Here is an 18,950-nt window from a genome sequence, read left to right as displayed (position 1 = left end):
AACACCCATACTCGGGCCCGATTGATTGCGTGGCAGTCTAGGAAGCCAATTTCAGGACCGCTATTCCCCCTTCGTGTTACGCCCTTCCGGTGGTGGTATGGATCGTCTCTTTTCCGAAATCGCGATGCATCAGGCGCTTGGCCGCGCAATCGATCATCTCGGCCAGCCGCGCTTCTGGCGGTTCCTGGTGCTGCTGCTCAACGAAATGGTGCCGTTCGACAACGCGCTCGCGACCGCGGTCGGCCGCGACGGCGTGCCGCTCGTGCTCGACGAATACGACACCGGCGGCACCGACAACGCATCGCCCGTGCCGCTCTACCTGAACGGCGTGTATCTGCTCGACCCGTTCCTGCAGGCCGCGCACGACGGGCTCGCCGACGGCTGCTACCGGCTCGAGGAAGTCGCGCCCGACCTGTTCCGGCAAAGCGAATATTTCCTCAGCTATTTCCGCGATGCGGTCGGCGACGACGAGATCCAGATTCTCGTGCGGCCGAACGCCGATACGCTGCTGTCGCTGTCGCTCGGCGCGGCCGCGCGCTTCGACGTCGAGCCGCTCGGCAAGCTGACGGCCGCGATGCCGTGGGTGCTCGCGGCGATGCGGCAGCACTGGCGGCTGGTGGGCGACGCCGCACGCGCGACGCCCGACGCCGATCTCGGCGCGCGCGTCGAGCAGGCGCTCGCGCGCTTCGGCGCGGGCGTGCTGACCGACCGCGAGATGTCGATCGCGCGCATGGTGCTGCGCGGCAATTCGTCGAAGGCGATCGCCGAGCGGCTGGCGATATCGCCCGAAACGGTGAAGGTGCATCGGCGCCATCTGTACGCGAAGCTCGGGATTTCATCGCAGCCCGAGCTGTTTTCGCGGTTCATCCGGGCGCTCGGGGAAGATGCGGCCGGGTGAACGCCTCGATCGCGGTAGATGGCAACGGGCGCGGAATCGGGCACTATCCGTGCATCGATTCGCGCCGTGATCGGCCGGTGAAGCAGGCACGGAGGTTTCGCCGACCACACGGCCGCCCCGATACAGGAGACCCGATTCATGTCGCTCGTTCCGCTCATCGGACTTGGCTGGCTGCTGCTGTGTGCCGTCAGCGCCGCTTCGATCGTGCTCGTGCCGCCCGTGGTGCTGGCCGCCTGCCTGATGGGCAAGGACGTCTGGTCGATCCTGACGCGCGGCCGGCTGCAGTTCGCATTCCTCGCCTACCTGGGCTCCGCGCCGGTGCCGGCGGTCTTCACGTTCCTGCTCGAAGCCGGCACCACGGCCGGAAACGCCGGCGGCGTGGCATCCGACAGCCTGAACGCATGGAACGCGCGGTGCTTTTTCGTTTTCCTCGGCGCGGCGGCGCTGAGCGGCCTGCTGTTGCTGTGCAGGCCGAAAGACCGGCCGGCGGCACCCGTCGAGCCGTCGCCGCCTGCGCGATAGTCGGCACGCGAACGCCGCGCCATGCCTCCCGCCCCGTTGTCGGGCAGGGGCACGGCCATGCGCGGCATCCTGCTACCGCCACTTCGCGCCGAGTTGCGCGAGCCCGGCGTTCCGCAGATCGTCCGGCAGCATCACCACGCGGAACTCGCAGTCCGCATTCAACATCAGGAACCACGGCTCCGCGAGCGCCGGGATTTGCGACGGGTCGTCCAGATTGACGATCACGACCGCGCCGCGCCAGCCGCTCTGCTCCGTGAAATACACGGCCTCCGGCTTGACCGCCTCGAGTATTCGCGAGATCACGTCGCCGACGCTGCCGTCGCGCACCAGCGTATTGAACGGCTCGTGAGGAATTCGTATGTTGAGAAGCATGCGCATGACCGTCCTCCGTTGGGTCCGCCCGGCCTGGGCCCTTCAAGCATAGGTGCTGCGCGACGCCGCGCCAGGGCGCCGAACACCGTTGCCGGCATGCATTCACGTTCCGACGATTCGACGACACGGCATCGCTCGAACGGTCGTCACTCGCGCGATGCGCGCGTGACCGGCTCGGTCACGCCGGCCCTTGTGCCGAGGCCGCCTCGGCCGTCAGCCCCGGCGACGCGATCGCCAGATGCAACGCCTGCCGCGGCCGCAGCGTCACGTTCAACACCGGTCGCGGCGGCGCCATGCCGGGCGGAACCGACAGCACGTAGCGCTGCAGGAGCATCGCGGCCACCACGGTCATCTCCGTCATCGCCAGATGCTGCCCGAGGCACACGCGCGGGCCGGTGCCGAACGGCATGTACGCGCCGCGCGGCAGCGGCGGCGCGTCGTCGGCGAAGCGCGCCGGCCGGAACGCATGCGGCTCGGGAAACCAGCGTTCGTCGAGATGCATCAACTGCAACGGCAGCATGAACAGCGTCCGCGCGGGAAACTGCCAGGCGCCCAGCGCAACCGGCCGCGATGCGCGACGGCTGATCAGGATCGGCGCCGCCGGGTACAGCCGCATCGTTTCCTCGAGCGTCTGCGTCAGGTAGCGCAATGCCGGGCGCGTGTCGGCGCTCGGCGCGCGGCCGTCCAGCACGCGCACGACCTCGTCCCGCGCGGCAGCCTGCACGTCCGGATGCGCCGCCATGCTCCACGCCCACCAGGTCAACGTGGCGGCGGCCGTCTCGTGTCCGGCCAGGAACGCCGTCATGCATTCGTCGCGCACGGCCTGCAGCGGCCAGACGCGCGCGTCGGCGCGATGCAGCCGCAGCAGGCGCGACAGCAGATCGTCGGGCCAGCCGTGCTCGGGACGGTCGAGACGCACATGCAGTTGCCGGTCGATCAGCCCGTTCAGCACCGCGAGCGCCCGCGCCTTGCCGCGCTTCCACGGCATCCAGTCCGGTGCGCTCACTGGCTGGTAGAACTCGGCATTGGACACGGCGCTCACCGTGCGCACGGCGGCCTCGGCCACGCGCGCATCCTCGCCGATCGCATCGGAAAACATCGTGCGCATGATCACGTCCATCGCGAGCGACGTCAGCGCGCTTTCGATCGGCCAACGCGCGTCGTGCGCGGGCCATTGCGCGAGCGCATGGCCGGCCGTCGCGGCGATCGCCGGAACGAACGCCTGTACCGGCTTCGGCATGAAATTCGGCTGCAACGCGTGCCGCTTGTCGCGCCATGCGTCGCCTTCGGCCACCAGCACGCTGTGCCCGTGTACCTGCGAGAACACGCGGATGCCGCGCTCCCAGCGCACGAGCGCATCGTGATGCGTGACCAGCAGTTCGCGCGCGAGCGCGGGATCGGTCACGGCCACCACGTGCTCGGGCCACATGCGCAAGTGCACGACGTCGCCATGCTCGCGCTGCCAGCCCGCGAGCGTGCCGAGCAGGTCGCGCGACATCGCGCGCAGCAACGACCACCCCGTCAGGCCGGCGCGCGGCCCCGGCGGCCATACGCCGGGCGGGTGAAGCACGGGCGCCGGCGCTGCGGCGCCCGCATGGAAGGGACATGGGGAGGAGGTTCGCGGGTTCATGCGGCGGATTGTCCGAGGCGATGCGGCGGCGGTCTTGAACGCAAACGACATCGACACGCATGCAGGCCGTCCCTATACTCCGGCGTCATGTGCTCCGGCCCGCCCCCGATCCTGCCGCCATGCCCCGATCCGCTCGCGCGCGCGCCGCGCGTGCTGCGCGGCGGCCGCGCGCCGCATGCGCGGCTGTATCCGGCGCCGGCCGCGTTGCAAGGCGCGGTGGTCGCGATCATCTGCCGCGACACGCGCGGCTTCGCGCTGGACGCTGCGCAGCGGCTGACGCACTTCCCGGCGTCACCGCTCGTCTGTCTCGCGTGGTATCGCGCTCTCGACGCGGGGCTCGTCGAGAGCGCGCCCGACGGCCCGCGCTGGCGCGCGTTCGGCGCGTCGGCTACGCTCTCCGGCAGCCAGTCGGCGCCGACCGTCAGTTGGGCGCCGACCACCGGTCAGGGCGGCATCGTCTGCTTCCATGCCGACGCGGCCCGCGTGCTGTTCGGGATCGGGCTGCCCGAGATTCACGACCGCTTCGTCGATGCGCGTATTGCGCTCGACGACGGCTGGCGGCCGCTGCTCGACGCATTGGCCGAGGCGGACGGCGACGCCGCGGCGCTGGCCGCGCTCGACCGCCACCTGGCGCCGCGCTGGCGCGCGCTGCGCGGCGGCACGACGCCGCTGTCGTCGCTGCGCGACGCGGGCCGCAGCTGGGCCGAACGGCTCGCGCTGCAGGCACGCGAATGGCGGCACACGCACAGCGCGCGCCAGGTCGAGCGGCGCATCAAGGCGTACAGCGGGCGTTCGTTGCGCGACTGGCATACGCTGGTGCGCAGCGAAGGCGCGTTCTTTGCCGCGCGGGCGCGGCAGGAAGCCGGCGAGCCGGTCGACTGGGCGGCGCTGGCGCTGGATGAAGGCTTTGCCGACCAGGCCCACCTGAGCCGCGCGACGCGGCGCATCACGGGCTTTGCGCCGACCGAATTCGTGCGGCGCTTCGCCGACGACGAATCGTTCTGGATGTACCAGCTGTGGGTGTAGCCCGCGCCGCCGTGTTCACGAACCGGGTACCCGTGTTCGGCGTACTGCCGTCGGTCGCGCTGCTCGGCAAACCGCTGTCGCCGTCGATACTGGCCGGCGGCGTGCTCGTGATCACGGGCGTCGCGCTGACCAATCGCGCCAGACGCTGACGCGTCGGCGTGCGCCGCGCGTTCGGGGACGGAATACCGGCGCGCAGGCAATCGCCGCGCCGTTGCGCGATGCCTACGCGCGGCCGATATGCCCCCCGATCTTCTCGCAGCCCCGCGCAAAACCGCCTATCGTGAAGAAGGCGCCCCGTTTGCCGCCATGCGATCCCGCGTCAAGCTCGCGAACGGCAACGGCATCGCGTTCCGGCACCATTCATCGCGATCGTCGCGCACGCTTGCCCGTGCGCGCGGTTGCGGCCGCCCACCGGACTATCAGGAGGCACACATGAAAGCCGTGCTGCTCGTCAGCTCCGCTCTGCTCGCCATTGCATCCGCTTCGGCTACGGCCCAGGGTTCCATCACGAAGGAAGAAAACGGCGCGCTCGTCGCCGCCAACGGGATGACCGTCTACACGTTCGACCACGACAAACCCAATGCCGGCACCAGCGCCTGCACGGGCCAGTGCGAATCCTTCTGGCCGCCCTACAAGGCCAGCGCGACCGACGTCCCGGTCGGCCCCTACACGATCGTCAAGCGCGACGACGGCAGCCCGCAATGGGCCTACAAGGGCAAGCCGCTGTACTTCTTCTCGAAGGACATGAAACAGGGCGACCGCAACGGCGACAACTTCAAGAACATGTGGCACGTGGTTGCGCCGTAAGCGTCCTTCCGCCGCCTTCCGCCCGATCCGTGCACAAGCAAAAAAGCCTGCCCCGATCGTCGACCGGGGCAGGCTTCGGCACGTCGCGCCGGCTGCGTGCAGCCGGCTTGCGCGTCAGCGGCTCGACGGGAAGCTGAATACCGTCCCTTCGCGCACGCCGGCCGACGGCCAGCGCTGCGTGATCGTCTTGCGTTTCGTGTAGAAACGCACGGCGTCCGGGCCGTATGCGTGCAGGTCGCCGAACAGCGAACGCTTCCAGCCGCCGAACGAGTGGTACGCGACCGGCACCGGCAGCGGCACGTTGATGCCGACCATGCCGATCTGGATGTTGTCGCTGAAGTAACGCGCGGCCTCGCCGTCGCGCGTGAACAGGCACGTGCCGTTGCCGTATTCGTGCGCGTCGATCAGCGCCATCGCCTCGTCGAGCGACTTCAGGCGGATCACGCCGAGCACGGGCCCGAAGATCTCGTGCTGGTAGATCGGCATGCCGGGCTTCACGTTGTCGAACAGGCACGGGCCGAGGTAGTAGCCGCCGTCGTGGCCGTCGACCTTCACGCCGCGGCCGTCGACGACGAGCGTCGCGCCCGCCGCGACGCCCGCATCGACGAAGCCCGTCACCTTCTCGAAGTGCTGCCGCGTCACGAGCGGGCCCATGTCGACACCCGCGCCGTTGCCCGGGCCGACCTTCATCTTCTCGATCTCGGCCTTCAACCCCGCGACGACCTGGTCGCCCGTCTCGTCGCCGATCGCGACGACGAGCGGAATCGCCATGCAGCGCTCGCCGCACGAGCCGTACGCGGCGCCCATCAGCGCGTTCACCGCATTGCCGATGTCGGCGTCCGGCATCACGACCGCGAAGTTCTTCGCGCCGCCGAGCGCCTGCACGCGCTTGCCGTGCGCGCAGCCGGTCGAGTAGATGTATTCGGCGATCGGCGTCGAGCCGACGAAGCTCACGGCTTTCACGCGCGGGTCGGTCAGGATCGTGTCGACCGCTTCCTTGTCGCCGTTCACGACGTTCAGCACGCCCGGCGGCAGGCCGGCCTCGAGCGCGAGCTCGGCCATGCGCAGCGTCGACGACGGCGTGCGCTCGGACGGCTTCAGCACGAACGTGTTGCCGCACGCGACGGCCATCGGCCACATCCACAGCGGCACCATCACCGGGAAGTTGAACGGCGTGATGCCGGAGACGACGCCGAGCGCCTGGAACTCGCTCCACGAATCGATCGCGGGGCCGACGTTCTTGCTGTGCTCACCCTTCAGCAGCTCGGGCACGTACGTCGCGTATTCGACGTTCTCGATCCCGCGCTGCAGTTCGCCCATCGCGTCGGCGAGCACCTTGCCGTGCTCGGCCGTGATCAGCGCGCACAGCTCGTCGGCATGCTCTTCGAGCAGCGTCTTGAAGCGGCTCATCACGCGCGCGCGCTTCAGCGGCGGCGTGTTGCGCCACGCCGGGAACGCGGCCTGCGCGGACGCGATCGCGGCTTCGACGGTCGGCTTGTCGGCGAGCGCGACGCTCTTGTCCGATTCGCCGGTGGCCGGGTCGAACACCGGCTGGACGCGGTGGCCGCCGTCGACGCGCTTGCCGTCGATCAGGTGGCCGATGGTGGAGGTGACGTTGCTGTCGTGTTTCATCGTTGAGGCTCTTTCGTGAATGCGGTTGTCGCGGGGGCGAGCCGCGGCTCAGTCCACTTCGTTCAGTGCGTCGGACAGCGCGTTGACCAGGTTGTCGATCTCGCGCTTCTCGGCGATGAACGGCGGCGCGAGCTGGATCGTGTCGCCGCCGTAGCGCACGTAGAAGCCCTTCGCCCAGCAGCGCATCGCGATCTCGTACGGACGTCGTGCCGGCTCGCCCGGCAGTGCCGCGATCGTCAGGCCGGCCGCCAGCCCGTAGTTGCGGATGTCCGCGATGTGGCGCTGGCCCTTCAGCCCGTGCACGGCCGCCTCGAAATGCGGCGCGAGATCGCGCACGCGGGCCACCGCGTCCTCCTTCACCAGCAGGTCCAGCGCCGCGACGCCGGCCGCGCACGCGACCGGGTGCGCCGAATACGTGTAGCCGTGCGGGAACTCGAGCATGTACTCGGGGCCGCCCGCGGCCATGAACGTGTCGTAGATCTCCTTCGTCGCGATCACGCCGCCGAGCGGCTGCGCGCCGTTCGTCACCTGCTTCGCGAAGTTCATGATGTCCGGCACCACGCCGAATGCGTCGGCGCCCGTCATCGCACCGGCACGGCCGAAGCCCGTGATGACCTCGTCGAAGATCAGCAGGATGTCGTGCGCGGTACAGATGTCGCGCAGGCGCTTCAGATAGCCCTTCGGCGGCACGACCACGCCCGCCGAACCGGAAAACGGCTCGACGATCACGGCCGCGATGTTCGACGCGTCGTGCAGCGCGATCAGCTCGAGCAGGCGGTCGGCCAGCTCGGCGCCGTGCTCGGGCATCCCGCGCGAGAACTTGTTCTCGGCGAGTTGCGTGTGCGGCAGGAAATCGGCGTCGAGGCCCTGGCCGAACAGCTTGCGATTCGGCCCGATCCCGCCGACCGAGATGCCGCCGAAGTTCACGCCGTGGTAACCCTTCTCGCGGCCGATCAGGCGCGTCTTCGTGCCCTTGCCCTTCGCGCGCCAGTATGCGCGGGCCAGCTTCAGCGACGTGTCGGCGGCTTCCGAACCCGAGCCCGTGAAGAACACGTAGTCGAGGCCGGCCGGCGTCAGTTCCTTGATCTTGTTCGCGAGTTCGAACGATTTCGGGTGGCCGAACTGGAATGCCGGCGCGTAGTCGAGCTGCGCGATCTGGCGGCTCACGGCCTCGACGATCTCCGTGCGGCCGTGACCGAGGCCCGTGCACCAGAGGCCCGACAGGCCGTCGAAGATCTTGCGGCCTTCGGCGTCCGTGTAATACGCGCCCTTGCCCGACACGATCATGCGCGGATCGGCCTTGAACTGGCGATTGGCCGTGAACGGCATCCAGTGCGCGTCGAGCCACGCGGCGTCGGTGCGCAGGTTCGTGTCGTCGTGCTGGGCGGTGGTGATGTCGGTCATGTCGGTCGGCGCGGCGCGCCCCTCTTCCTTGTGATGATGTTGCACATTGTCGGGACGCCAATTAGTCTTTTGAATATCGCAATATCAATGTTCACTTGCTCAACAATGCAAGCAAAGAAACCGAAGAGCCGCGCGCTGCTGGGGCAGCTCAGCGACATGGACCTGCGCCTGCTGCGGGTCTTCAAGGGCGTCGTGCAGTGCGGCGGGATGGCGGCGGCCGAACTGGAACTGAATATCGGCATCTCGACGATCAGTCGGCACGTGAAGGATCTCGAAACGCGCCTCGGCCTGGTGCTGTGCCGGCGCGGCCGCGCCGGCTTCACGCTGACGCCGGAAGGCCAGACGGTGTACGAGGAGACGCTGCGCCTGCTGGCGTCGATGGAAGCATTTCGCAGCAGGATCGACGGCATTCACGACAAGATGGGCGGAGAATTGCACGTCGCCGTGTTCGACAAGACGGCCACCAACCCGCATGCACGCCTCGGCGACGCGATCCGCCAATTCGCCGACGAGGCGCCCGACGTCACGCTGAACCTGCATGTCGCGTCGATCAACGAAGTCGAGCGCGGGATCATCGACGGCAGCTATCAGGTCGGGATCATTCCCGCGCACCGCAATTCGGGCAGCCTCGAGTATGCGGAGCTGTTCGACGAACGGATGCTGCTCTACTGCGGCCGTCAGCATCCGCTGTTCGATGCGCCGCACGGCAAGCTCACGTGGACGACGATCCGCGACCACGCGTTCGCCGGGCTCGGCTTCCATTCACCGAACATGGAGCTGAGTCATCGCGCGAAGCTCACGCGCAGCGCGACCGCGTCGGACCAGGAGTCGATCGCGACGCTGATCCTGTCCGGCCGCTACCTCGGCTTCCTGCCCGACCACTACGCGGAAAGTTTCGAAAACAAGGGGCTGATGCAGCCGATCGCGCCGCACCGGTTCAATTACCGGTGCCGGTTCGTGAGCCTGCTGCGGCGCTCGCCGCGGCCGTCGCGGGCCGCGCTGCTGTTCCAGTCGTGCCTGGAAGCCGCGCATGCGGCCGTGCGGCCGGCGGCGTAGACAGCTCGCGCGGGTCATCCCGGCGAATCCGTTTCCCGGCGGCGGCATCGCATGACGGGCGGACGCGCCGCCCGCCGCCTTGCGTGCATCACGCAGCGTCGCGCTGTTCGACCGCGCGTCCCGCGCGCAGCGTGTCGCGGTTGCGCTTCACGAAATGCGTCGCGACGAGCGCCGCGGCAAAACCGGACGCCGCGCCGACGCCGAGCGCCCAGCGCGGGCCGAGATGGTTCGCGACCCAGCCGGCCACCGGCGCGCCGATCGGCGTGCCGCCGAGCGCGACCGCGAGGCGCAGCGCCATCACGCGGCCGCGCATCGCCGGCTCGGTGGACAGCTGCATCAGGCTGTTGGTCGAGTTCATGAAGGTGATCGCGGCGACGCCCGTCAGCACGAGCGCGGCCGCGAACAGCCAGTAGCCGGGCGCCAGCGCGGCGAACGTGCAACCGAGCCCGAACAGCGCCGCGCCGAACCACAGATGCCCGAAGCGCGGCTGCTCGCGGCGGGCCGCCAGCAGCGCGCCGGACACCGTGCCGACCGCCATCATCGACGACAGGAACCCGAACCCGCGCGCATCGACGTGAAACACGCTGGCGGCCATCGTCGAGATGAACAGCTGGAAGTTGAGCCCGAACGTGCCGATCAGGAACAGCATCACGAGGATCGCCTTCAGGTCCTCGCGGTGCCACACGTAGCGGAAGCCGTCGAGCAGCCCGCCGCGCGAGCGGCCCGCGCGCAGGTTCGCGCGCAGTTCGTCCTCCCGGAGCAGCAGCAGCGATGCCAGCACCGCGAAGAAGCTGAGCCCGTTGGCAACGAATGCCCAGCCCGTGCCGACCGACGCGATCATGAACCCCGCCGCCGCCGGGCCGATCATCCGCGCGGCGTTGAACGACGTCGAATTGAGCGCGACCGCATTCGCCAGCTCGCGATCGCCGACCAGTTCCGCGACGAAGGTCTGCCGCACCGGCGCGTCGAACGCCGACGCACAGCCGAACAGGAACGCAAAAACGTACACGTGCTCGAGCCGTGCGGCGCCCGTGACCGTCAGCATGCCGAGCGCCAGCGCCAGCACGCCCATCAGCGCCTGGGTCGTCATCAGCAGCTTGCGCTGGTCGAAGCGGTCGGCCGCGTAGCCGGTCCACGGCAACAGCAGCAGCTGCGGCCCGAACTGCAGCGCCATCACCGTGCCGACGGCCGACGCGTCGTGATGCGTGAGTTGCGTGAGGACGAGCCAGTCCTGCGCGGTACGCTGCACCCAGGTGCCGATGTTCGACACCAGCGAGCCGATCGCCCAGACCCGATAGTTGAAGCTGCGAAGCGAGCGGAACACGCCCGCCGCCGGCACGCTCATGGCCGCTTCCGGCCGGGCTCGTTGCCGCCGTGCAGGGTGCCGAAGTGCCACGCGAGGAACAGGCCGAGCGCGAGGATGCCGAGCCCGAGCGCCGCGGCGTCGGCCGTGCTTCTCAGATCGAAATCGCCGACGCGGCACACGAGCGCGTAGGCGATCGCGAGGTTCACGACGCCCCACACGACATTCACGGTGGACGACGACAGCCCGCGGCCGGACGGATTCGCGAACGGCGTCTGGAACGGCTCGCCGCGCAGCCCGCTGACGAGATGCGGCACGACGTTCGCGAGAAACGCGCCGCCGAAGAAGTACGACACGAGATGCAGGAGGTTCATGGTCGGGCGGTCCTTTCGGCGTGCGGGCCGAGGCGGTTCACGGGCGGGCGGGATCCTGGAATTCGGCGAGCCGCTGCAGCAGCTTCACGGCAGCGGCGAGCTCGGCCTGTTCCGCCGCCGACAGCTGCGCGTGCAGCGCGCGGAACAGCCAGTCGTCCTTGGCTGCACGGTTGGCCTGCAGCATCTTGCGAAACCCGGGGGTGAGCGCGATCAGCGTCTGCCGGCCGTCGGTCGGGTCGGCCGCGCCGCTGACGGCGCCGAGCGCCTCGAGCGTCGCGACCGTCACGCGCATCGACTGCGGGCGCACGCTTTCGGCACGGGCCAGCGCCGATACGGTAGCCGGGCCGTCGCGGTCGAGCCGCAGCAGCACCGATTTCTGCGATGAAGTGAGGTCGTTCGGATGGGTCTGCTCCCGCATGCGCCGTATCAGCTTGCCGACCGAGATGCGGAGTTCGCCGGCGAGCCCGGCAAGCGGGCGCGCATCGGAGGGGGACGATCGCGTGTTCATGGCGCCACGATATCACATCGGCAGTTTAACTGTACAGTTTAACTGTATATTTCAGGTTGTCAGGATCGTGGGCCCGGCCAGACCCGCGTCGCCGAGAACAGCCGCGTTCCGCCGTGCGAAGCGGCTCTGCGATAATGCTGACTCCCCATTTCCGCTCCGCCTCCCGCCATGACGCAGCCGCCCGCCCCGCCCTCCACCGACCTGCCGCCGATCTCGTGCCTGCCCGGCGACGCGCTGCCGTGGCTGCCGATGAGCGCCGACCTGCCGGGGCTCGCGATCAAGTACCTGCACATCAATGCGGCCGAGGACACGCTCACCGCGCTGCTGAAGATGCCGGCCGGCGGCACGCTGCCGCGCCACCGTCACGACGGCGAGGTGTTCGTCCATACGCTGCAGGGTGCGTGGCGCTACCGGGAGTACGACTGGGTCGCGCACGCCGGCTCGACCGTGCTCGAACCGGCCGGCTCGGTGCATACGCCGGAAACGCTCGGCGCGCCGGGCGAGGACGTGATCACGCTGAACGTGATGCGCGGCGACCTCGTGCTGCTCGACGACGACGGCCGCGAGACCGCGCGCGAGAATTGCCGCGTCGCGCTGCTGCGCCAGCGCAAGCATGCGCGCACCGCACCGGACGACGCCGCGCCGTTCGTCACGCGGTAAGCCAGACAGCCCGGCCGCGCATTACCGAAACCGCCGGAAGAATCGCCGCACGTCGTCGGCCAGCAGATCCGGCTCCTCCATCGCGGCAAAATGGCCGCCGCTCGGCATGTCGGTCCACTGCACGACGTCGAATACGCGTTCGAGCCAGCTGCGCGGCGGCCGGCCGATTTCCTTCGGGAAACGCGCATACGCGACGGGCACCGCCACGCGTTGCCCGGCCGCGAAGCGCATGGGCTGCAGCCGGTTTTCCCAATACATCTGCATCGACGAGCCGATGCAGCCGGTGAACCAGTAGAGCGAGATGCCGGTCAGCAGCGTATCGTGCGAAAACCGCCGCGCGACGTCGCCGTCGCAATCGCTCCACGCGCGGAATTTCTCGGCGATCCATGCGGCCAGCCCGGCCGGCGAATCGTTGAGCGCGACGGCCAGCGTCTGCGGCTTGGTCATGTGCATATGGGCGTATCCGCCTTCCAGCGCGGCCCACTCGCCGCGCTGCGTCAGGAAGGCCTGCTCGTCTCCGGTCAACGGCAACGCCGCGTCGGCCGGCGGCTCGTAACTGCCGGGCAGGTAGTTCAGATGGATGCCGTCCACCCGGTCGGCATGTCGCGCGCCGAGCGCGATCGACACGCCCGCGCCGAGATCGCCGCCCTGCGCACCGAAGCGCCGATAACCGAGACCGGACATCAACGCCGCCCAGCGGTCGGCGACCTGGAATGCCGCCATGCCCGGCGCCCCGGGCGCGGGTGAAAACAGGAAGCCGGGCAACGACGGCACGACGACGTCGAACGCATCGTCGGGATCGCCGCCGAAGGCCGCCGGGTCGCACAGGCGGTCGATCAGCGCGTCGAATTCGAACACGGAGCCCGGCCAGCCGTGCGTGATGACGAGCGGATAAGGTTTCGGTCCCGCCCCGCGCCGGTAAATGAAATGCACGCGCTGCCCGCTTACGTCGGCAACGAACTGCGGCAACCGGTTCAGCGCACGCTCCACCGCACGCCAGTCGAAGCCTTCGGCCCAGTATGCAACCAGTTCGCGCAGCCACGCGCCGTCGACGCCCTGCTGCCAAGGCTCGGCGGGTGTCAGCAGCGGCGGGCGGCTGTCGCGCAGCCGCCGGCGCAGGTCGTCCAGCGCATGGTCGGGTATCGCAATGTGGAACGGCTCGGCGGGCACGGTGTCTCCTCACGAAGGGTGCCGGAGATTTTGCGCGCTTTTCCCGGGCCGCGCTGGCGCCCGCGTCAGCCCGTTTCCCGTTCGTCCAGCCGCGCGTCGCGCCGCATCGCCTGCGGCGGCACGCCGAACCCGCGCACGAACGCCTCGCGCATGTGCCGGCGGTCGCGAAAGCCGTTCTCCTTCGCGATCACGTCGAGCGGATGGCGGCTCTGCTCGATCATCAGCCGCGCGGATTCGAGCCGCAGCCGTTCGATCGCCTTCGCCGGCGACTGCCCCGTTTCGAGCGTGAACACCCGGCTGAACTGGCGCGGGCTCAGGTGGACGGCTTCGGCGAGTTCCTCGACGGTCAGCGCGCGGCCGAGGTTGCGCCGCGCATAGTTCAGCGCGTTCTGGATCCGGTCGGATTTCGGCGCGAGATCGAGCATTTCGGAATGCTGCGACTGGCCGCCGCCGCGGCGCTGGTGCATCACGAGCTTGTGCGCGACCGAGCGCGCGGCGTCGGCGCCCAGGTCCTTTTCCACCATCGCGAGCGCGAGGTCCAGCCCGGCCGTCATCCCGGCCGAGGTCCAGATCGGCCCGTCGACGATGTAGATCCGGTCTTCCTCGACGCGAATCTCCGGGTAGTGCCGCTGCATGTCGCGGCCGAACGCCCAGTGCGTGGTCGCGCGGCGCTGCGCGAGCAGCCCGGCCTCGGCCAGCACGAACGCGCCCGTGCAGATGCCGGCGATCCGCCGCGCGCGCGCATTCGCGCGCCTCAGGTAGGTGACGACGCCGGCCGGCGCCGGCGAGACGAGCGGATCGTTGACGCCCGCGACGATCCACGTATCGACGTCGATCCGCCCGCGCAGCGCGCGCGTCGCGACCGTCAGCCCGAGCGACGAGCGCACGTCGCCGCCGTCGACCGAATAGCTGTCCATCACGTAGAACGGCTCGCGCGTGCCCATGTTCGCGTACTCGAACACCGACTGCGCGGCGAGCGCCATGATCTGGAAGCCGTCGCTGATCAGAAAGCCGATTCGGTGCATGAGGATTCTCCGGTCCCGGGCGCGGTCATCGGCCCGATGTCCTGAATCATACCCATCTACGTCATTTGTGTCGCCGCACTTCGGCGCCAGAATGGCTTCACGCCATCCGGCCATTCCCACCGAAACGGAGCACATCATGACGCAAGCACATCGCGGTACCGCCCTCATTACCGGCGCCTCGTCGGGCATCGGCGCCGTCTACGCGGACCGCCTCGCGCGCCGCGGCTACGACCTGATCCTGGTCGCGCGCAATCGCGACCGGCTGAGCGCCCTCGCCGAGCGCATCACGAACGACACGCAGCGCAGCGTCGAGATCGTCGACGCGGACCTCAACGACCGCGCGGCGCTCGCCGCCGTCGAGGCGAAGCTCAAGCAGGACGCGAGCATCACGCTGCTCGTGAACAACGCGGGCATCGGCACGCATGCGCCGCTGCTCGACAGCGACGTCGACGCGATGACGCGGATGATCGACCTGAACGTGACGGCGCTCACGCGCCTGACCTACGCGGCCGTGCCCGGCTTCGTCGCGCGCGGCGGCGGCGCCGTGATCAACATTTCGTCGATCGTCGCGATCTCGCCGGAAACGCTGAACGGCGTGTATGGCGGCAGCAAGGCGTTCGTGCTCGCGTTCAGCCAGTCGCTGCATCACGAACTCGCCGACAAGGGCGTACGGGTGCAGGCCGTGCTGCCGGGCGCGACGGCCACCGATTTCTGGCAGACGGGCGGCCTGCCGCTCGAGCACCTGCCGAAGGAAATCGTGATGACGGCGCCCGACATGGTCGACGCGGCACTCGTCGGCTTCGATCGCGGCGAACTCGTGACGATCCCGTCGCTGCACGCGGGCGACGAATGGGACGCATACGAGACCGCACGCCGCACGATGGCGCCGCACCTGTCGTCCGATACGCCCGCACCGCGCTACGCGAGCTGATCGATCGCGCCGGCCCCGCGCCGAGCGGGGCCGGCCAACGGATCGAACGCCGGCAAACGTGACGGAACACGGCGATGCCCGGCGACGACTCGACCGACGGTCGCCCGGCGTTCGGCGGCAGGTTGACGGGCCGGCGCGGAACGCTCGATTCGTCTGCGGGAACGCTCTCGCGAATTCGTTCTCCGACGGCACAAATGACCGGTGCCACCCATCGATTCCGACACGCTTGCCACGCATTCCGCGCGACAGTAAGCTCTGCGATTGCAGTCCCCACGCAACCCCGTCCGATCACGAGGGCAATCGTCCGTTGCGGAATTCGACCAGGCGGTTCCGTATGTTCATCACCGAGACCGGCGACGCGCCGGCCGCCGCACGCGATCCCGCCGACAAGCAGCCGGCGCTTGCGGCGCTGCCCGAACTCGTCGCCGTCTGCCGTATTGCGCGTGCGCATGCACGCGCGGCCGGCGCGTTCGTCGCGCGCGCCGGCCGCGGCACGCAACGCGTGCTGGCGGCCGACGGAGCCGTGCCCGACCCGCTTCCGGTCGACTGTTTTCCAGCGCACGTCGAACGCGCCCCGTCCGCCGGCAGACGCTACGTCATACACGACCTGCGATGCGACGACGGCCCGCCGCACGCGCCGCACATCGTCGCGGCCTGTGAGCTGACCGCTGCCGACGGCACGACGCTCGGCACGCTGTGCATCGCCAACGACACCCCCCTGACGCTCGACGGCACGCCATGCGCGCTGCTGCTCGACCTCGCGGTCGTGGCCGAGCGCGCGCTGGCCCGCGCCCTCACGGAAACCGCGTTGCGCGAACGGCTGGCGCGCGTCGAGGAGCACAGCACGCTGACGGCGCTGGCGCTGACCGAAAGCGGCACCGGCGTGTGGGATCGCAACGTGGAAACCGGCGAGATCCATTATTCGCCGGCGTGGAAGGCGATGCTCGGCTACGCGCCGCACGAGCTGAGCAACCGGATCGAGGACGCTTACGAACGCCTGCACCCGGACGACGCCGACGACGTGAAGGCCGCGATGCTCGCCCATTTCGAGAGCCGGACCGACAGCTACGAAGTCGAGCACCGCATCCGCTGCAAGGACGGCACGTACAAGTGGATCCGCAGCCGCGGCAAGGTGATCGCGCGCGACGGCAACGGCCGCGCGCTGCGGATGGTCGGCACGACCACCGACATCACCGCGCTGCGCGAGCTCGCCGAGCGGCTGCTCGACTCGGCCGCGCTCGTCACGGACCTCACCGACCAGGTTCCCGGGCTCGTATTCCAGTTGCGGCAGACCGCCGGCGGGCGCCGCTTCTTCTCGTATGCGAGCGCCGGTGTCCGCGACATCTACGAACTGACGTCCGAGCAGCTCGCCCGCCAGGCGGACACGGTCGAGATGCGGATCCATCCGGCCGACCTGGCCGCCTATCGGCAGTCGCTGCAGGAATCGTCGGTGCACCTGACGCCGTGGCGTCTCGAGTATCGCGTGCTGCTGCCCGGGCAGGGCCTGCGCTGGCGCGAAGGCGATGCGCGCCCGCAGCGCACGATCGACGGCGGCACCGTGTGGCACGGCTTCATCACCGATGCGACCGACCGCAAGCACATCGAGGCCGAATTGCACCGGATGGCGACGACCGACCATCTGACGCAACTGTCGAATCGCCATGCGTTCATGCGGCAAAGCGAAGCGGCGCTACGCGGCGTACGCGCGACCGGCCACGCTGCCGCCGTGCTGATGCTCGACCTCGATCACTTCAAGGCGCTGAACGACCGCTGGGGCCACCCGCTCGGCGACCGCGCGCTGCGGCATTTCGCGCGGCTGCTGCTCGCGGAAACCGGGCCGGACTGCATCGTGGGCCGGGTCGGCGGCGAGGAGTTCGCGATCGTGCTGCCGGGATCGGACCTCGAGACGGCGCTGGCCTTTGCGCGGCGCGTGCAGCAGCGCGCGCGGCAGACGCAGCTCACGCACGAGGACGAGCAGATCGTGCTGACCGTCAGCATCGGCATCGACGCGATGCGGGAATCGGACCTGGGTGCCTACCAGGCGCTGTCGCGCGCCGACAAGGCGCTCTATCTCGCGAAGGAACGCGGCCGCAACCGGATCGAGGTGTATCGGGCGTAGCCGCGGCGCCCGCTTCCGCCGGGAACGGGACGACGGCATCCCGCCGCCGCCCGGTCACGCGGCCTCGCCGTCAAGGCGCGGCGCCGCCCGCACACCCGCCTCGCCGCGCCGCACGCCCAGCAGCATCGCGATCGCGCACGCGGCCAGCAGCGCCGCGATCATCAGCATCGCCGGATCCATGCTGCCGGTTCGCGTACGGATCAGCCCGACGAGCCAGGGCGTGATCATCCCGCTCGACACGCCGATGCTGCTGATCAGCGCGATCCCGCCCGCCGCGCCGGCGCCCGAGAAATACGCGGACGGCACGGCCCAGAACACCGGATGCGCGGCGAAGATCAGCGTCGCCGCGATCGACAGCAGCGCCATCATCGCGACGATGCTCGGCAGGTGCAGCGTCAGCAGCGCGAGCGCCGCCGCGCCGCCGAACGCACAGGCGGCGAAGTGGCGGCGCCGTTCGCGCTTGCGGTCCGAGCGCCGCGCGATCGCGATCAGGCCGGCCGCGCCGATCGCATTCGGCACGACCGACAGCAGGCTGATCTGCACGACGTCGTGAATGCCGAATTCGCGGATCATCAGCGGCATCCAGAACAGCAGCATCAGCAGCGCGGTGGTCAACGAGAAGTAGATGAACGCGAACAGGTACGTGCGCGGTTCGGCCAGCACCTGCCGCAGCGAATGCGGCGCCGGCGCGCCCGTGCGGGCGCGGTCGGCGGCCAGGTCCGCCGCGAGCCGCTCGCGCTCGGCGTCGGACAGCCAGCGCGCGTGCTCCGGCCGGTCGCACAGCCAGAACCACGCGACCACGCCGAGCAGGATCGCGGGCGCGCCTTCGATCGCGAACATCCATTGCCAGCCGTGCAGCCCCATCACGCCGGACATCCCGCGCATGAGCCAGCCCGACAGCAGCCCGCCGACCATCCCGGCCACCGCGACGCCCGCGTAGAAGATCGACAGCACCGACGCGCGCCGCCGCGCCGGGTACCAGTACGTCAGGTAGAACACCACGCCCGGAAAGAACCCGGCCTCGAACAGCCCGAGCAGGAAGCGCAGCACGTAGAAGTGCCTGGCGCTGTCGACGGTGATCATCGCGACCGACACCGCGCCCCACAGGCACATGATCCGCGCGAACGTGCGGCGCGCGCCGAAGCGGCGCAGCAGCGCGTTGCTCGGCACCTCGAACAGCACGTAGCCGACGAAGAACAGCACCGCGCCGAGGCTGTACATCGCGTCGGTCAGGCCAAGATCCTGCCGCATCTGCAACTGCGCGAAGCCGATGTTGCTGCGATCGAGGATCGACACGATGTAGCAGATGAACAGGAACGGCACGATCCGCAGGCCGATACGGCGGTACAGCGCATCGTCGTCGGCCGCATCCGTCGAACCGGCGGCGGACGCGGCGGCCGGTGCGGCGTGCGCGTGAAGAGGGGCTGACATCGATCGTCTCCTCGATGGATTCGGGTGCGGGCGAAGAGGAAGCGCCGGCCGCCGCCGCCCGCGGGCCGCGACCGGTCGTCAC

General features: G+C 69.5%; 19 protein-coding genes. 9 read left to right on the top strand and 10 right to left on the bottom strand.

All coding sequences use genetic code 11. The annotated features are described in order from the left end of the window. Positions 1-97 precede the first annotated feature (97 nt). Together VXM69_RS08210 and VXM69_RS08205 are read left to right on the top strand one after the other, a co-directional pair. Positions 98-898, top strand: coding sequence for a LuxR C-terminal-related transcriptional regulator (locus VXM69_RS08210; RefSeq protein WP_034191454.1), 801 nt, complete (start codon positions 98-100; stop codon positions 896-898). Positions 899-1,036: 138 nt separating this feature from the next. Then, positions 1,037-1,420, top strand: a complete 384-nt coding sequence (locus VXM69_RS08205) for a hypothetical protein (RefSeq protein ID WP_367188394.1) — start codon at positions 1,037-1,039, stop codon at positions 1,418-1,420. Between the two features lie 72 nt (positions 1,421-1,492). Here the strand turns inward: VXM69_RS08205 and VXM69_RS08200 are convergent, their stop codons facing one another. Together VXM69_RS08200 and VXM69_RS08195 are read right to left on the bottom strand one after the other, a co-directional pair. Next, on the bottom strand, positions 1,493-1,798 hold the full coding sequence (locus VXM69_RS08200; protein WP_367188393.1) for a panthothenate synthetase: 306 nt from the start codon (positions 1,796-1,798) through the stop codon (positions 1,493-1,495). A gap of 172 nt (positions 1,799-1,970) precedes the next feature. Beyond that, positions 1,971-3,362 carry a cytochrome P450 gene (locus VXM69_RS08195; protein WP_320338949.1) on the bottom strand — a complete coding sequence of 464 codons (1,392 nt, stop codon included), beginning with the start codon at positions 3,360-3,362 and terminating at the stop codon, positions 1,971-1,973. A 147-nt stretch (positions 3,363-3,509) separates the two neighbouring features. Between VXM69_RS08195 and VXM69_RS08190 the strand changes: the two genes are divergently transcribed. From VXM69_RS08190 to VXM69_RS08180, 3 genes are all read left to right on the top strand, one after another. Continuing rightward, a complete protein-coding gene (locus VXM69_RS08190; protein ID WP_367188392.1) occupies positions 3,510-4,448 on the top strand; it encodes a helix-turn-helix domain-containing protein in 939 nt (312 codons plus the stop codon). Further along, positions 4,439-4,597, top strand: coding sequence for an EamA family transporter (locus VXM69_RS08185; RefSeq protein ID WP_367188391.1), 159 nt, complete (start codon positions 4,439-4,441; stop codon positions 4,595-4,597). Before VXM69_RS08190 ends, VXM69_RS08185 begins: the two co-directional genes overlap by 10 nt. Before the next feature lie 283 nt (positions 4,598-4,880). Then, the gene (locus VXM69_RS08180; RefSeq protein ID WP_049028502.1) at positions 4,881-5,255 is read left to right on the top strand and encodes a hypothetical protein; all 375 of its coding nucleotides are present in this window, start codon (positions 4,881-4,883) and stop codon (positions 5,253-5,255) included. A 114-nt stretch (positions 5,256-5,369) separates the two neighbouring features. Here the strand turns inward: VXM69_RS08180 and VXM69_RS08175 are convergent, their stop codons facing one another. Then, positions 5,370-6,887, bottom strand: a complete 1,518-nt coding sequence (locus tag VXM69_RS08175) for a CoA-acylating methylmalonate-semialdehyde dehydrogenase (RefSeq protein WP_059556496.1) — start codon at positions 6,885-6,887, stop codon at positions 5,370-5,372. A 48-nt stretch (positions 6,888-6,935) separates the two neighbouring features. Beyond that, on the bottom strand, positions 6,936-8,291 hold the full coding sequence (locus VXM69_RS08170; protein WP_034191682.1) for an aspartate aminotransferase family protein: 1,356 nt from the start codon (positions 8,289-8,291) through the stop codon (positions 6,936-6,938). A 105-nt stretch (positions 8,292-8,396) separates the two neighbouring features. On the opposite strand from VXM69_RS08170, the gene VXM69_RS08165 reads away from it, so the two are divergent. Beyond that, the gene (locus VXM69_RS08165) at positions 8,397-9,347 is read left to right on the top strand and encodes a LysR family transcriptional regulator (protein ID WP_049028381.1); all 951 of its coding nucleotides are present in this window, start codon (positions 8,397-8,399) and stop codon (positions 9,345-9,347) included. 88 nt (positions 9,348-9,435) lie between these two features. On the opposite strand, the gene VXM69_RS08160 is transcribed toward VXM69_RS08165, so the two are convergent. The 3 genes from VXM69_RS08160 to VXM69_RS08150 are packed head-to-tail and all read right to left on the bottom strand — an operon-like array spanning position 9,436 to position 11,532. After that, a complete protein-coding gene (locus VXM69_RS08160) occupies positions 9,436-10,692 on the bottom strand; it encodes an MFS transporter (protein ID WP_034191460.1) in 1,257 nt (418 codons plus the stop codon). Continuing rightward, entirely contained in the window at positions 10,689-11,024 is a 336-nt protein-coding gene (locus VXM69_RS08155) for a hypothetical protein (protein WP_034191461.1), read from the bottom strand. The genes VXM69_RS08160 and VXM69_RS08155 overlap by 4 nt, the downstream gene beginning before the upstream one ends. A gap of 37 nt (positions 11,025-11,061) precedes the next feature. Further along, the gene (locus VXM69_RS08150) at positions 11,062-11,532 is read right to left on the bottom strand and encodes a MarR family winged helix-turn-helix transcriptional regulator (protein WP_367188390.1); all 471 of its coding nucleotides are present in this window, start codon (positions 11,530-11,532) and stop codon (positions 11,062-11,064) included. A gap of 168 nt (positions 11,533-11,700) precedes the next feature. On the opposite strand from VXM69_RS08150, the gene VXM69_RS08145 reads away from it, so the two are divergent. Beyond that, a complete protein-coding gene (locus tag VXM69_RS08145; RefSeq protein ID WP_034191463.1) occupies positions 11,701-12,192 on the top strand; it encodes a 2,4'-dihydroxyacetophenone dioxygenase family protein in 492 nt (163 codons plus the stop codon). A gap of 21 nt (positions 12,193-12,213) precedes the next feature. On the opposite strand, the gene VXM69_RS08140 is transcribed toward VXM69_RS08145, so the two are convergent. Together VXM69_RS08140 and VXM69_RS08135 are read right to left on the bottom strand one after the other, a co-directional pair. Beyond that, a complete protein-coding gene (locus tag VXM69_RS08140; RefSeq protein ID WP_367188389.1) occupies positions 12,214-13,362 on the bottom strand; it encodes an epoxide hydrolase family protein in 1,149 nt (382 codons plus the stop codon). Between the two features lie 65 nt (positions 13,363-13,427). Then, a complete protein-coding gene (locus VXM69_RS08135; protein WP_124608373.1) occupies positions 13,428-14,387 on the bottom strand; it encodes a GlxA family transcriptional regulator in 960 nt (319 codons plus the stop codon). A 136-nt stretch (positions 14,388-14,523) separates the two neighbouring features. On the opposite strand from VXM69_RS08135, the gene VXM69_RS08130 reads away from it, so the two are divergent. Both VXM69_RS08130 and VXM69_RS08125 read left to right on the top strand, forming a co-directional pair. Further along, a complete protein-coding gene (locus VXM69_RS08130) occupies positions 14,524-15,318 on the top strand; it encodes an SDR family oxidoreductase (protein ID WP_034191466.1) in 795 nt (264 codons plus the stop codon). Positions 15,319-15,652: 334 nt separating this feature from the next. Next, positions 15,653-17,437: a diguanylate cyclase gene (locus VXM69_RS08125; protein WP_367188388.1), complete on the top strand. Its 1,785-nt coding sequence runs from the start codon at positions 15,653-15,655 to the stop codon at positions 17,435-17,437. A 54-nt stretch (positions 17,438-17,491) separates the two neighbouring features. Here the strand turns inward: VXM69_RS08125 and VXM69_RS08120 are convergent, their stop codons facing one another. Further along, entirely contained in the window at positions 17,492-18,868 is a 1,377-nt protein-coding gene (locus tag VXM69_RS08120) for an MFS transporter (protein WP_367188387.1), read from the bottom strand. Between the last annotated feature and the right edge of the window lie 82 nt (positions 18,869-18,950).

The sequence above is a fragment of the Burkholderia sp. Ed8 genome (genome assembly GCF_040761425.1).
Classification (GTDB): Bacteria; Pseudomonadota; Gammaproteobacteria; order Burkholderiales; family Burkholderiaceae; genus Burkholderia; species Burkholderia seminalis.
Note: the sequence above shows the minus strand (reverse complement) of the source record. Positions and strands in the feature narration are given on the sequence as shown.